This is a genomic window from Pseudomonas danubii, from assembly GCF_042980055.1.
Classification (GTDB): domain Bacteria; phylum Pseudomonadota; class Gammaproteobacteria; order Pseudomonadales; family Pseudomonadaceae; genus Aquipseudomonas; species Aquipseudomonas danubii.
The window spans coordinates 298,805-312,514 of the sequence record NZ_CP116502.1 but is presented as its reverse complement, the minus strand read 5'-3'; the positions used below and the strand labels follow the sequence as shown (position 1 = coordinate 312,514).

The window sequence follows — 13,710 nt, the reverse complement described above, 5'->3', positions numbered from 1 at the left end:
GCGCCGGCCAGTGCAGTCTTCATTTAAGACGACCGGTACCCATCTGGGTTATTCGACTGCCAACGCCACGTATCCTCCATCATCTCCTTCAACCCGAGCTCCGCCTTCCAGCCCAGATCCTGAAGTGCCTTGGACGGGTCTGACCAGCATTGCGCAATGTCGCCCTGGCGACGTGGGGAGAAAGTGTGGGGAATGCTGCAGCCAGAGGCGTCCTCGAAGGCTTGGATCATCTCCAGTACTGAGTAACCCACCCCAGTCCCGAGGTTCCAGGCATTTATACCGGTGTGCTGGGAAATGTAGTTCACGGCTGCTACGTGCCCTTTGGCAAGATCAACTACATGAATGTAGTCCCGAACACCGGTGCCATCGGGGGTCGGATAGTCGTTGCCATAGATGGAAAGTCTTTCGAGTTTTCCCACTGCGACACGGCTTATGTAGGGCAGTAGATTTTCCGGCAGGCCGTTGGGGTCCTCGCCCAGAAGTCCACTCTGATGTGCGCCCACCGGATTGAAGTAGCGCAGCAGGGCAACTGACCAGCGTGGATCGGCTGCTGCCATATCCTGCAGCATCTTTTCTACCATTAACTTGGAGGTGCCATAGGGGTTGGTAGGTGTTCCCAGCGGGCAGCTCTCGACAATCGGTATCTGCACCGGGTCGCCGTACACTGTGGCGGAGGAACTGAACACCAGGCGGTAGACGCCTGCGGTGGCCATGGCCTGGCACAAGGTGATGCTGCCACTCACGTTGTTCTGATAGTAGGACAAGGGTTGCTTTACGCTCTCACCGACGGCTTTCAGGCCAGCGAAGTGCAATACCACGTCAATCTCGTGCTGGGTAAAAATACGGTCAAGGATGGCGCGGTCGCAAACATCACCTTGAACGAATACAGGGGTGCGACCGGTAATTTGTTGCACGCGCTGTAGCGAGAGCATGGAACTATTGCACAGGTTATCCAGAACCACCGCCTCGTGGCCTGCTTGAAGCAATTCCAGCAATGTGTGTGAACCAATATACCCTGCACCGCCAGTTATTAAGAACCGCATAGTTATGAGCCTGTTTCAAGTGAGTGCTGATAGTCCGGCCGCAGTATTATCTGGATCTGATGGTGGATTTTGAAAAATGATACAGCACTGCCAATAGGTTTTTAACGCTTTCATTCGGACAACATAATAAAATTTTCTCGCGTCAAGCCCGATGTCCAGTGCGCTTGTCAGATCGCAGGATCTTGCTTTTGATCACTCGCAAACGTGGTCCCTTCACACAAATACACGGTGATGTACCGGAAAAAGCGCTCGACCATGTTCATCCAAGAGCTGAACGTCGGGGGGAAATGCACTTGGAAGTGTTTATGTTTTTCCAGCAACGCTTTCATATTGGGATGCTTGTGGGGGGTGTAGTTGTCGGTCATCAAATGCAGTTGTAGATGCTTGGGTATTTCTCGATTGATCTTCTTGAGAAACTTCCAGCCACTGTTGATGCCGATGTTGATATTCAATATTCCTAATCAAATGCCCCTGTAGTTAGTTCAGGCCGTGAACAGCGTGGCGGTGCCATGACGCACACAATCGTGCGACTGCATCATGCTTCGGCAGCTCCATCGAGCTTTACCGATGCGTGGTTGAGTGACTGGCTCAAGGACGCGACGCACAGCTTCGCGGGGCAGAAAAGGTTTACGGCCCCACCTGGCTTATCGAGCAAACCGTTATCTGGCAACGAGTGTGGGCGTCGAAAAAACCCAGGGAGGTGTGTCGCTACCCTGATCAAAAAACAGACACCGCTCTGCAAGCCTTGCAGAGCAAGGGATCTAGCGCCTTTCACTCAGGTTATCCACAGGCAGCTCCACAGGTATTGGGGGTAAGCGATCCACAACAACATGACCGTCTGGTGACATTGATCAAAAAACAGGCGATTGCCTTGAGGCCCCGTAGAGCAAGGGCTGTAGAGGCTTTCTCCCAGGTTATCCACAAGCGGCTCCACAGTGCATGTGGGTAAGGCCGCAAGGGCTCAGTAGCAGCCTGACGACTCCCAGACGCGTTGTGCGCTGTGATGGAGGATGCCGTGGCGTCGGGCCAGGGCCTGGCGATCCTTGCTGTAGCCGCCGCCGATCACGCCGACCACCGGGATGTCGCGGCCCAGGCAGTGGCGCATGACTCGCTCGTCACGCTCGGCCAGGCCGGCATCGGTGAGCTTGAGGTAGCCCAGGGCATCGTCCTGGTGCACGTCGACCCCGGCGTCGTAGAGCACCAGATCCGGCTGGTACAGGGGCAGCAGGTAGTTGAGAGCGTCGTCCACCACCTTGAGGTAGTCGGCGTCGCCCATGCCCATGGGCAGCGGGATATCCCAGTCACTCTGGGCCTTGCGTGCGGGGAAGTTCTTTTCACAGTGCAACGAGACGGTCACCGCGTCGGGGGTATGTTGCAGGATCCGAGCGGTGCCATCGCCCTGATGCACGTCGCAGTCGAAGATCAGCACCCGTCCCACGCGCCCGCTTTGCAGCAGGTAATGGCTGATCACCGCCAGGTCGTTGAAGATGCAGAACCCCGCCGGGTAGTCGTAGTGGGCGTGGTGGGTGCCGCCGGCCAGGTGGCAGGCCAGGCCATGTTGCAGCGCCTTTTCGGCCGTGAGCAGGGAGCCGCCGACAGCGCGTACCGTGCGCCGGGCCAGGGCTTCGCTCCAGGGCAGGCCGAGGCGCCGCTGGTCTTCCCGGGACAACTCGCCGCTCATGTAGCGTTCGATATAGCCAGGGTCGTGGGCCAGGGCGAGGATGTCGGCCGGGCACAGCTCGGGGCGCAGCAAATCGGCATCGTGGGTCAGGCCACTGTCCACCAGGTGGTCGCGCAGCAGGCGGAACTTGTCCATGGGAAAGCGGTGCTCCGCCGGGAACTCGGGGCTGTAGTCGTCGTGATAGATCAGTGGCAATGACATGGCATTTTCTTAGAGGAACCCGTGAAGGATCCTACCAGCGATGTAGACTTGCACCCACGGAAACGGAGGGGCCTGATGGAGCCAATACTGCAACTCGAAAGCGCGCGTCTGCTGCTGCGCCAGTGGCGTGACGATGATTTGCCGGCATTTGCCGCGATGTGTGCCGATCCGCAGGTCATGCGCTACTTTCCCGCGCCCCTGAGTCGTCTGGAAAGTGCCGCGCTGATCGGGCGCATACGCGGGCATTTCGCCGAACATGGCTTTGGCCTCTGGGCGCTTGAACGTAAGGATAACGGTGCCTTTATCGGCTTTACCGGGCTGCTGGAGGTGGGCTTCGAAGCGCCCTTTACCCCTGCGGTGGAGATCGGCTGGCGCCTGGCCCGGGAACACTGGGGCCTGGGGTATGCCAGCGAAGCGGCCTGGACTGCCTTGCGTTGCGCTTTCGATCGACTGGCCCTGGACGAAGTCGTGGCCTTCACCACCCGCAATAACCTGCCGTCGCAGAAAGTCATGCAGGCCATTGGCATGCATCACGCGGCCCAGGAGGATTTCGAACACCCGAAACTCGCCGACGATCATCCGTTGCGCGAGCATGTGCTGTACCGCATTACCCGCGAACAATGGCTGGAAACCTTGCATGGATAGCAGGCGCGCACGTTTAGAATGTGCCGACGAGATACCTGGCCCCAATTGATATCACCGCCGCAGCCGAGATTGCGCGGTGTTGCCCTGTGTGAGGAGAGTCTGAATGAGTCATGTGCTGGATGATCTGGTCGATCTGTTGACCCTGGAAGCCATTGAAGAAAACCTGTTTCGCGGTCGCAGCCAGGACCTGGGTTTTCGCCAGCTGTTTGGCGGCCAGGTGCTCGGCCAGTCGTTGTCCGCGGCCAGTCAGACGGTAGAGGAAGCACGTCACGTGCATTCCATGCACGGCTATTTCCTGCGTCCCGGCGACGCCGCCTTGCCGGTGGTCTACCAGGTGGATCGGGTGCGCGACGGCGGCAGCTTCAGCACCCGGCGGGTGACGGCGATCCAGAAGGGCAACCCGATCTTCACCTGCAGTGCTTCCTTCCAGTACGACGAAGAAGGCTTCGAGCACCAGAACAGCATGCCCCTGGTGGTCGGGCCGGAGAACCTGCCGTCGGAGCTGGAAATCACCACCCAGCGCGCGCACCTGATTCCCGAGCACATGCGCGAGAAGCTGCTGTGCCCCAAGCCCATCGAAGTGCGCCCGGTGACCGAGAAGGACCCCTACAACCCGCAGCCGATGGATCCTGTGAAGTACGTCTGGTTCCGCGCCGACGGTGCTCTGGCGGACATCCCGGCGCTGCACAAATACCTGCTGGCCTACGCGTCGGACTTCGGCCTGCTGACCACTTCGATGCTGCCTCATGGCAAGTCGGTGTGGCAGAAGGACATGCAGGTCGCCAGCCTCGATCACGCCCTGTGGTTCCACGCCGACCTGCGGGCCGACGACTGGCTGCTGTACGCCATGGACAGCCCTTGGGCCGGTAACTCCCGGGGCTTCTCCCGGGGCAGCGTGTTCAACCGTGCCGGTCAACTGGTAGCCTCGGTGACTCAGGAAGGGTTGATCCGTCATCGCAAGGATTGGGCATGAGTCTTTCAGACATAGAACATTGGGTGTTCGACATGGACGGCACCCTGACCATCGCCGTGCATGATTTCGCGGCGATCCGCCAGGCGCTGTCGATTCCTCCGGAGGACGACATCCTCACTCACCTGGCGGCCTTGCCGGCAGAGGAGTCTGCGGCCAAGCACGCCTGGCTGCTGGAGCACGAGCGCGACCTGGCCCTGGGTTCGCGCCCGGCGCCGGGGGCGGTGGAACTGGTGCGGGAACTGGCCGGACGCGGTTATCGCCTGGGCATTCTCACCCGCAATGCCCGGGAGCTGGCCCACGTGACCCTGGAAGCCATCGGCCTGGCGGACTGCTTTGCCAAGGCGGATGTGCTAGGGCGCGACGAGGCCCCGCCCAAACCCCATCCCGGTGGTTTGCTGAAACTGGCCGAGGCATGGGATGTGGCGCCGCAGCGCATGGTCATGGTCGGTGACTACCGCTTCGACCTGGACTGTGGACGGGCAGCGGGGACGCGCACGGTGCTGGTGAACCTGCCGGACAACCCCTGGCCGGAGCTGACCGACTGGCATGCCCGGGATTGCGCGCAGTTGCGCGAACTGCTGTCGGCCTGAGGGCCTGTTCGCTGGTAAGTCGGTTCTTACCCGTCCCGTAGGAACCGCCTTGCCGGCGAAAGCGTCATTTCAGACAGCGCCTTTCTCTATTTGAACAGCGCCGCCTGCCCTGCGGGGGAGGTGAACATCTTGTCGCCGTCATGCCCGACCCCGGGCACTTCCACCAGCCGTTGTGGCAAGCCTTGCGGGTGACGCCGCATCAGGTAGTCGAAGTAGTTGTGCCCGCGAATCAGCCGGTAGGCGCCCTGGGTCTCGGCCGCGCAGCTCTTGTCCAGGGCCGGGTGGTTGGGGTCGATGTCCTGCTGGCCCAGCAGGTAGGTGATATGGCGTGTGACGTAGCCTTGTTCGAGCTGCGCCGGGGATGGAGCGCTGGCATAGGCCGGGAGCCGGTTCAGGCCATATTTCCAGTCGTTGAACCCCGGGCAACTGGCCGGCTCGAAAGCCACCGGGCGCGTTGCATCGAAGTAGGCGTAGGACGACGGATTGGCGATCACGTAGCGCAGTTCGATTCCGGACTGCTTCAACTCGGCATGTTGCCCTGTGGTCAGGGCATAGCGCTGCACCACCTGGGCGCCGCCGGAGTGGCCGGCAATCACCACTTCCTTGAGTGCAGGAAAGAACTGGCGGTCCTGCAGACGCTGGAGGACGGCATCCAGTACCGCGTAGGAGCTGATGGCCACGGGGCCGGCAGCAGGTTCGCCGGCCATCCAGTCATTACCTTTCCAGCGCAGTAGCGCGTCCGGTAGCTGATGGCGGGCGATGTCACTCTGGTTGAGAAACTGGGGGGCGATCACCAGGGTTGCGGCGCTTTGCCCTGCTTGTCGTGAAGCTCTTTCGCCGCTCTTCAGGTAAGTCTGGGCGTTGCGCAGCCGACCATGAACCATGATCAGCGCGCGCTGCACCCCGGGCAGTGGCTGGCGCCAGTCCTGGCTCAGGCCCAGGGCCAGTTGCCCGCCCTCCAGGGGCAGGCGTTCGGGGCTGACGACCTTGACTGTGTGTTCCGCGGCCTGGGCACCCAGGCAGCCCAGGCACAGTAATGCCGCCAGCAGTCGGCCCATCTACAGGCTCTTGGCGGCGAAGGTATCGCACTGGCCAACCTGGCCCTGGCTGAAGCCGGTCTTGAACCAGCGCACCCGTTGCGCCGAGGTGCCGTGGGTGAAGGAATCCGGTACGACCCGGCCCTGGCCTTGTTGCTGCAGTCGGTCGTCACCGATGGCATTGGCAGCGTTCAGGGCTTCTTCCACATCCCCGGGCTCCAGCCAGTTCAGGCGCTTCTGCCCATGGTAGGCCCAGACCCCAGCCAGACAGTCGGCCTGCAATTCCTGGCGCACCAGTAGACCGCCGTCACCTTCCATTTGCCGGCCTTGCTGGCGTGCGGCCTGCATTTTCGCCGAGACCCCCAGCAGGGTCTGTACGTGGTGCCCGACTTCATGGGCAATCACGTAAGCCTGGGCGAAGTCGCCGGCAGCGGAAAAGCGCTGGGCCATCTCGCGGAAGAAGTCCATGTCCAGATACACCTGCTGATCGGCAGGGCAATAAAAGGGGCCGCTGGCAGAGGTGGCGGAGCCGCAGGCGGAGTTGACCCGGCCACGGAACAGAATCAGCTTGGGCGCCTGATACTGGCGGCCGGCCTGCTGGAAGATCTGGCCCCAGGTGTCTTCGGTGTCGCCGAGGATGGCGCGGACGAACTCCGCCTGCTCGTCATTGGCCGGTGGGCTCTTGCGCGCCTGGGTGGTAGCCGGGGCCGAAGTCTGGCCGCTCTGGCCCACCAGTTGACCGAGGATCTGCAGCGGGTCCTGGCCGGTGGCCCAGCCGATACCGACGATCAGGATGATCGCCGTCAGGCTCAGCCCCTTGCCACCGCCAAAACGCAGGCCGCCACCACCGCCGCCACCGCTGTCATTTCGCGCATCCACGACGTTGTCGCTGCGCCGGCCTTTTTTCCAAAGCATGGGGGAGTCCTCGTTTTTTTCTGCTGGTCAGTGTTGCTGCTGGCATGAAGCGGCGCCAGTCCGGTCGTCAGGGATTTTTGCGCACGCTACCATGGCCCGATTGCGGATCTCTCCGCTCCTGGCGCATTCGGGGCTCCCTATTGAACATCGATACCCGCATCAAATTCCGTCACTTGGTGTGTTTTCTTGAAATGGCCCGCCAAGGCAGCCTGGCGCGGGCCGCCGACGTGCTGTCGGTGAGCCAGCCGGCAATGTCGAAAACCCTCAAGGAACTGGAGGAGTTGCTGGACACTCGGCTGTTTGCCAGGAGCAAGGCCGGGCTCAGCCTGACCGAAGCCGGGCGAGCCTTCCTGCGCTATGCCGGGCCTTCGGTGCAGGCCCTGCGCGAAGGCGTCAGCAGTTTGCGCGGCGGCGAATACGCTGCCGGGCTGGTGCGTATCGGCGTGTTGTCCACCGTGGAAAGCCTGCTGCTGCCGGAGGTGATGCGGCGCCTGCACCAGCGGCATTCGGCGTTGACCGTGAGTGTGCTGACCGGCCCCAGCGCCCATCTGCTTTCGCAACTGCGAGTCGGTGACCTGGATCTGGTGGTCGGCCGCATGACCGAGAGTCCGGAGATCCACGGCCTGAGCTTCGAGCACCTGTACAGCGAATCCATGACCCTGGTGGCCCGCCCCGAGCATCCCCTGGCGACCGGGCCCCTGGATCGCGACGCGCTCAGCGCCTATCCGCTGGTACTGCCCCTGGCTGGCACCAGCATTCGCAAGCACGCCGACAGCCTGTTCATTCAGTGCGGTATCGCCCAGTCGCAACAACGCCTGGAAACCCTGTCGGTGGCCCTGAGCCGGCGCTACACCCTGTCCAGCGATGCATTGTGGATAGCGCCGCTGGATGCGGTGCGTCTGGACCTGGCCAACGGCGAGTTGCAGGAGCTGGATCTGGGCCTGCGCGAGCCCGGCGGTTCGGTGGGTATCTCCAGCAATGCCAGCCTGCCGCTGTCCCTGGCGGCGCAATGGGCGGTGGATGTGCTCAGGGAAGTGGGGCGGGCCTATCACGAGGGCAGTTATCCATAACCTTTTGGTTATGGATGGCGGGCGGCTTTTCAATTTTCCCCGCTCCTGGTTTGTTTGAAACTGCGCCGGCTGCGCTCCATAAATCAAACAACAGGAGATCGACATGTCTGATGCAGACAGCAGTCGCTTCGTGATTCGTGACCGTAATTGGCACCCCAAGGCCCTGACCCCCGACTACAAGACCTCCGTCGCCCGCTCGCCGCGCCAGGCACTGGTGAGCATTCCGCAATCGGCCAGCGAAACCAGCGGCCCGGACTTCTCCCACTTGCGCACCGGGCGTTTCGATAACGACTTGCTGCTCAACTTCAACCACGGCGGCTTGCCGATCGGGGAGCGGATCATCGTTTCCGGGCGGGTCTGCGATCAATATGGCAAGCCGATCCCCCACACCCTGGTGGAAATGTGGCAGGCCAACGCCGGTGGCCGTTACCGGCACAAGAACGACCGCTACCTGGCGCCCCTCGATCCGAACTTCGGCGGCGTCGGCCGAGCCCTCACCGACCGTGACGGCTACTACAGCTTCCGCACCATCAAGCCCGGGCCTTACCCCTGGCGCAACGGTCCCAACGACTGGCGCCCGGCGCATATCCACTTCTCCATCAGCGGCCCGTCGATTGCCACGCGGCTGATCACCCAGCTGTATTTCGAAGGCGACCCGTTGATCCCGCTGTGCCCGATCGTCAAGTCCATCGCCAACCCGGACGCGGTGCAGAGCCTGATCGCGCGCCTGGACATGGGCAACGCCAACCCCATGGATTGCCTGGCCTACCGCTTCGACATCGTGCTGCGCGGCCAGCGCAAGACCCACTTCGAAAACTGCTGAGGAGCCTGCCATGCCTGTTCAACTGCTGCCTGAAACCCCCTCGCAAACGGCCGGCCCCTATGTGCACATCGGCCTGGCCCTGGCGGCGGCGGGAAATCCGACCCGTCCCGAGGAGATCTGGAACCAGATGGCCAAGCCTGATGCGCCGGGCGAGCGGATTCTGCTGATCGGCCATGTCTACGACGGCAACGGCCACCTGGTGCGCGACTCCTTCCTGGAGTTCTGGCAGGCCGATTCTGCCGGGGTCTACGACCCGGTGTTCGACACGGAAAAGCCCTTCAACTGCTTTGGCCGCACCGCCACCACCTTCGATGCCGGGGAATGGACCCTCCATACCGTCAAGCCCGGGGTGGTGAACAACGCCGCCGGCGTGCCGATGGCGCCGCACATCAACCTGTCGCTGTTTGCCCGGGGGATCAACATCCACCTGCATACCCGGTTGTACTTTGCCGACGAGCCGGAGGCTAACGCCCAGTGCCCGGTGTTGAACCTGATCGAGCAGCCGCAACGTCGGGAAACCCTGCTGGCTCACCCCTGTGAAGTGAACGGCCAGCGCGCCTACCGCTTCGATATCCGCATTCAGGGTGAGGGCGAGACGGTGTTCTTCGATTTTTGACCCCGCGTCCCGCCACGGATGGCAAGCTTCGGTCCTGACTGGTTTATGGAAGGTTGTTCCAAAAAATAGCCGGGCTCGGCTAATCTGCGCACAAGACGTTGTGCCGGGCCCCAAGGTCCGGCCTCGTCGCTTCTGGGCGGTCATCGAACCCTGCCGCGCAGTTCCCCAACCGGCCCGTTGTCACTAGAATCGGCCAAATTTTGTCGGGACCCGACCATGGCTGGCAGTCAAATCGAACGCGTCTTCAGCGTTCTCGAACGTCTTACCGGTGATCCCCGCGGCCTGCCGTTGCAGACCCTGGCGGAACAACTGGAGATCCCCAAAAGTGCAACCCATCGCCTGCTGGCGGAGTTGATTCGCCTGGGCTACGTGCGCCAGAACCCGGACAACCTGCGTTACCAGCTGTCCACCCGGCTGGTGGCCATGGGCTTTCGCTACCTTTCGGTCAGCGGCGCCGACATTGTCCAGCCGGTGCTCGATCGTCTGGCCCAGGAGTCCGGCGAGCTGGTGCGCCTGGGGGTGATCGAGGGCGAGCGCCAGACCTGGATCGCCAAGTCCCAGGGCGCCCGTTCCGGGCTGCGTTACGACCCGGACATGGGCCGCGAGGCGCCGCTGTTCTACACCGCTTCCGGGCATGCCTGGCTGGCCACGCTGAGTGACGCCGAGGCGTTGTCGCTGGTGGAGCGCCAGGGTGTGGAGCCCCCGGCGGACCTGGGGCCCAATGCACCGCGCTCGAACATCGAGTTGCTGGAGCGCCTGCGCCTGGCCCGCGAGCAGGGCTATGCCTGGGTCGAAGAAAGCTCGGCGGTCGGCACCTCGGCGATTGCCGCGGTGGTGCGCCATCCCATCGATGGCCGGGTGGTGGGGGTGCTCAGCATCGCCGGTCCCAGCGCGCGCCTGCCGTTGGCGCGGCTGCATGAACTGGCGCCGTTGCTGCTGCGATTTGCCGAAGAGCTGTCGGCCGCCAGCCAGGCTTCCGAACTGTTCAACCTGTAGCCGCTGCCGAGCCTGCGAGGCTGCGCAAAGGCCCGCAGGGCCTTGCTTGTCGATCTACCGTCGGGCGGGTGGTGGCCTTGATATCGCCGCGTCTGTTGCACAACCGTTCGCAGCCTGCGGCAGCGGCTACATAGGCTTCGGCTCGGCACAAAGCCGTTCGATAATCGGACGGTATTTTTTATCCCTCTTGTATGAAAATGGAACTGAGTTCTAAATATTTGGAATTCATTGTCCCTATAACAATCACAAGAGGACCTTCCATTGAATCCGCCACTGCGCATTGCCCTGATCGGCGTCGGCAATATGGGGCAGCAGCATTACCAGCACCTCAAGACCCTGGCCGATGCCCGACTGTGCGCCGTGGCCGATCCCGGGCCCCAGGCGCAAGCCATTGCCGGGCAGTGGCAGGTGCCGCATTTTAGCGATCACCGGACCTTGCTCAAGGACGTGCGCCCGGACGCGGTGATCGTCGCCAACCCCAATAACCTCCACGTCAGCACGGCCCTGGATTGCCTGGCCGCAGGCGTGCCGGTGCTGCTGGAAAAACCCGTGGGCGTGCACCTGGATGAAGTGCGCGAGCTGGTGGCGGCATCGCGCAACACTGGAGTGCCGGTGCTGGTGGGGCACCATCGACGACACAACCCGTTGATCGCCCGCGCCCATGAACTGGTGCACAGCGGCGCTCTGGGCCGGCTAACCACGGTCACTGCACTCTGGCAGTTGCAAAAAACCGAGAGCTACTTCGACATCCCCTGGCGTCGTGAGCCCGGCGCCGGCATGTTGCTGACCAACCTGATCCACGACCTCGATCTGTTGCGGCACCTGTGCGGCGAAGTGCGACAAGTGCAGGCCATCACCAGCAATCACGTGCGTGGTTACGCCAATGAGGATTGCGCCGCGGTGCTGTTGCAGTTCGACAGCGGCGCCCTGGGCAGCCTCACCGGTTCCGACGCGGTGGCCGCGCCCTGGAGCTGGGAGCTGGATTCCGGGGAGAACCCGGTGTACCCGCGCCAGGCCGATCAGCCTTGCTACCTGCTGGCCGGCACCGAGGGCGCGCTGAGCATTCCCCAGCTCAAGCGCTGGCATTACGCCCAAGCCGGGGCCGGCTGGTATCAGCCCTTGCTGATGCAGCAGGAAGCCTTTGATCCGGGTGAGGCCCTGCGCTTGCAATTGCAGCACTTCGTCCAAGTCGCCCGCGGCGAAGTCGCGCCGCTGGTCAGCGCCGCCGATGCCGCGCGCACCCTGGCGCTGATTGAAGCCATTCGCCAGGCCGCCGCCACGGGCCGCGCCTGCACCCCCACCCCTATTGAGTAAACGACTGATGAGTGAGCGGATTTTTTCCCTGGCCAGCCTGACCGTACTGGAGCTGTCGCCGCCAGAGATGGTGGACGTGGCGGCCCGTGCCGGCTACAGCCATGTGGGCCTGCGGCTGGTGCCGGCGACCCCGGAGGAACATCACTTCCCGCTGGTGGCCGATGCCGGCTTGCGGCGGCAAACCCGTGATCGCCTGCGCGATACCGGCGTGCGGGTGCTGGATGTGGAGATCCTGCGGCTCAAGCCACAGACCCGGGTCCGCGACTTTGAGGCGGTGCTGGCGGTGGGCGCCGAGTTTGCCGCCAGCGAGTTGCTGGTGGCGGGCAATGATCCCGATGAGGCGCGCATGACCGACAACTTCGCCGCCTTGTGCGATCTGGCGCGGCAGTACGGCCTGCATCCCCATCTGGAGTTCATGCCCTGGACCGATGCACGCAACCTGGAGCAGGCGCTGCGGGTGGTGGAAAACGCCGGCCGTGACAATGGCTGCGTGCTGGTGGACGCCTTCCATTTCGACCGTTCGGGTTCACGCCTGGAGGACCTGGCCAAGGTTGATCCGGCGCGCCTGCGTTATGCACAGTTGTGCGACGTTGCCGGGCCACGGCCGGACGATATGCAGGAGATCCTGCGTCAGGCCCGTAACGAGCGGCGCTTTCCAGGGGAGGGCGATTGTGATCTGGCGGGGCTGCTCAAGTGCCTGCCGGAGAACCTGCCCCTGAGTCTGGAAATTCCAACGGTGCAGTTGCTCGAACAGGGCGTGAGTGCCTTGCAGCGGGCACAGATGGCGCTGGATGCAACTCGCGCGCTGCTGGCCAGGACCTGAGACGGCGGGAGGGCTTTCGCCAGCAAGCCGGCTCCTACAAATACCCGCTAGGAGCCGGCTTGCCGGCGAAGCTGTGTCTTCAATCACCTTCAAGGAATGCCCATGACCCGCAGCACGCCCCTTTCCGGGACCAACCACCCCTTCAAGGGCATCCTGCTGATCGTCCTGGCGACCTTTCTGTTCGCCAGCCACGATGCCCTGTCCAAATACCTCTCGGGGTTTTTCCCGGTGATCATGGTGGTCTGGGCCCGTTACCTGATCCATACCTTGCTGATGGCCGGGATCTTCCTGCCGCAATCGGGCCTGCGGGTGCTGCGCAGCAAGCGACCATTGCTGCAATTGCTGCGGGCCTTGTGCCTGCTGAGCACCAGTTTGCTGTTCACCTCGGCACTGCTGTTCATTCCCCTGGCCGAGGCCACGGCGGTCAACTTTCTCGCCCCGGTGCTGGTCACCGCGTTGTCGGTGCCCTTGCTCGGCGAACAGGTGACCCGCGGCCAATGGCTGGCGGTGATCTGCGGTTTCATCGGGGTGCTGATCATCGTGCATCCGGGGGGCGAGCTGTTCACGCCGGCGGTGTTGCTGCCGTTCTGCTCGGCGCTGTTCTTCTGTTTCTATCAACTGCTGACCCGCAAGCTGGCCGAGCATGACAGCCCCACCACCAGCAACTTCTTCGCCGGGCTGTGCAACACCCTGGTGATGAGTGCGCTGGTGCCGTTCTTCTGGCAGACCCCGGGTTTTGTTCATGGCCTGTTGATGCTGGCGCTGGGGGCTTGCGGCATGAGTGCCCATCTGTTCCTGACCCAGGCCTTTCGTCACGCGGCGCCGGCGCTGCTGGCGCCGTTCGGCTATTGCCAGATTGTCTTTGCCGGGCTGCTGGGCTGGCTGCTGTTCAACCACACACCGGATGCGATTACCCAGGTGGGCATCGCCGTGATCTGCCTCAGCGGGCTGGCGGCGGCGTGGCAGCAACGCCGCCGCTGAGA

14 protein-coding genes and 1 pseudogene are annotated in these 13,710 nt (G+C 62.9%); 10 read left to right on the top strand and 5 right to left on the bottom strand.

Annotation, left to right across the window (positions count from 1 at the left end; translation table 11 throughout):
* Positions 1 to 23: 23 nt before the first annotated feature.
* From galE to PFZ56_RS01520, 3 genes and pseudogenes are all read right to left on the bottom strand, one after another.
* Positions 24 to 1,043 (bottom strand): UDP-glucose 4-epimerase GalE, encoded by a 1,020-nt coding sequence (galE, locus tag PFZ56_RS01530; protein ID WP_170002310.1) that lies wholly within the window; start codon positions 1,041 to 1,043, stop codon positions 24 to 26.
* A 206-nt stretch (positions 1,044 to 1,249) separates the two neighbouring features.
* Positions 1,250 to 1,704: pseudogene (locus PFZ56_RS01525) on the bottom strand (transposase); the annotation flags it as partial.
* 300 nt (positions 1,705 to 2,004) lie between these two features.
* Positions 2,005 to 2,925 (bottom strand): histone deacetylase, encoded by a 921-nt coding sequence (locus tag PFZ56_RS01520; RefSeq protein WP_102882304.1) that lies wholly within the window; start codon positions 2,923 to 2,925, stop codon positions 2,005 to 2,007.
* Between the two features lie 75 nt (positions 2,926 to 3,000).
* Here PFZ56_RS01520 and PFZ56_RS01515 point away from each other — a divergent pair, with 75 nt between their 5' ends.
* From PFZ56_RS01515 to PFZ56_RS01505, 3 genes are all read left to right on the top strand, one after another.
* Complete coding sequence (locus tag PFZ56_RS01515; RefSeq protein ID WP_102882303.1) at positions 3,001 to 3,570, top strand: GNAT family N-acetyltransferase; 570 nt, start codon at positions 3,001 to 3,003, stop codon at positions 3,568 to 3,570.
* 103 nt (positions 3,571 to 3,673) lie between these two features.
* Positions 3,674 to 4,543, top strand: coding sequence for an acyl-CoA thioesterase II (gene tesB, locus PFZ56_RS01510; RefSeq protein ID WP_123390371.1), 870 nt, complete (start codon positions 3,674 to 3,676; stop codon positions 4,541 to 4,543).
* Positions 4,540 to 5,133, top strand: coding sequence for an HAD family hydrolase (locus PFZ56_RS01505; protein WP_170002312.1), 594 nt, complete (start codon positions 4,540 to 4,542; stop codon positions 5,131 to 5,133). The genes tesB and PFZ56_RS01505 overlap by 4 nt, the downstream gene beginning before the upstream one ends.
* A gap of 86 nt (positions 5,134 to 5,219) precedes the next feature.
* Here the strand turns inward: PFZ56_RS01505 and PFZ56_RS01500 are convergent, their stop codons facing one another.
* Both PFZ56_RS01500 and PFZ56_RS01495 read right to left on the bottom strand, forming a co-directional pair.
* Complete coding sequence (locus PFZ56_RS01500; protein WP_170002314.1) at positions 5,220 to 6,191, bottom strand: alpha/beta hydrolase; 972 nt, start codon at positions 6,189 to 6,191, stop codon at positions 5,220 to 5,222.
* Positions 6,192 to 7,085 (bottom strand): neutral zinc metallopeptidase, encoded by an 894-nt coding sequence (locus PFZ56_RS01495; protein ID WP_110596228.1) that lies wholly within the window; start codon positions 7,083 to 7,085, stop codon positions 6,192 to 6,194.
* 140 nt (positions 7,086 to 7,225) lie between these two features.
* Between PFZ56_RS01495 and pcaQ the strand changes: the two genes are divergently transcribed.
* The 7 genes from pcaQ (at position 7,226) to PFZ56_RS01460 (ending at position 13,708) form a co-directional block, all read left to right on the top strand.
* Positions 7,226 to 8,155, top strand: coding sequence for a pca operon transcription factor PcaQ (gene pcaQ, locus PFZ56_RS01490; protein WP_102882301.1), 930 nt, complete (start codon positions 7,226 to 7,228; stop codon positions 8,153 to 8,155).
* Between the two features lie 103 nt (positions 8,156 to 8,258).
* Positions 8,259 to 8,978: a protocatechuate 3,4-dioxygenase subunit beta gene (gene pcaH, locus PFZ56_RS01485; protein WP_123390378.1), complete on the top strand. Its 720-nt coding sequence runs from the start codon at positions 8,259 to 8,261 to the stop codon at positions 8,976 to 8,978.
* 10 nt (positions 8,979 to 8,988) lie between these two features.
* Positions 8,989 to 9,594 (top strand): protocatechuate 3,4-dioxygenase subunit alpha, encoded by a 606-nt coding sequence (gene pcaG / locus PFZ56_RS01480; RefSeq protein ID WP_102865394.1) that lies wholly within the window; start codon positions 8,989 to 8,991, stop codon positions 9,592 to 9,594.
* A gap of 216 nt (positions 9,595 to 9,810) precedes the next feature.
* Complete coding sequence (locus PFZ56_RS01475; RefSeq protein WP_123390380.1) at positions 9,811 to 10,590, top strand: IclR family transcriptional regulator; 780 nt, start codon at positions 9,811 to 9,813, stop codon at positions 10,588 to 10,590.
* Positions 10,591 to 10,851: 261 nt separating this feature from the next.
* A complete protein-coding gene (locus tag PFZ56_RS01470) occupies positions 10,852 to 11,904 on the top strand; it encodes a Gfo/Idh/MocA family protein (RefSeq protein WP_170002316.1) in 1,053 nt (350 codons plus the stop codon).
* A gap of 7 nt (positions 11,905 to 11,911) precedes the next feature.
* The gene (locus PFZ56_RS01465) at positions 11,912 to 12,727 is read left to right on the top strand and encodes a sugar phosphate isomerase/epimerase (protein WP_170002318.1); all 816 of its coding nucleotides are present in this window, start codon (positions 11,912 to 11,914) and stop codon (positions 12,725 to 12,727) included.
* A 102-nt stretch (positions 12,728 to 12,829) separates the two neighbouring features.
* Positions 12,830 to 13,708 (top strand): DMT family transporter, encoded by an 879-nt coding sequence (locus PFZ56_RS01460; protein ID WP_170002320.1) that lies wholly within the window; start codon positions 12,830 to 12,832, stop codon positions 13,706 to 13,708.
* The last annotated feature ends 2 nt before the right edge of the window (positions 13,709 to 13,710 follow it).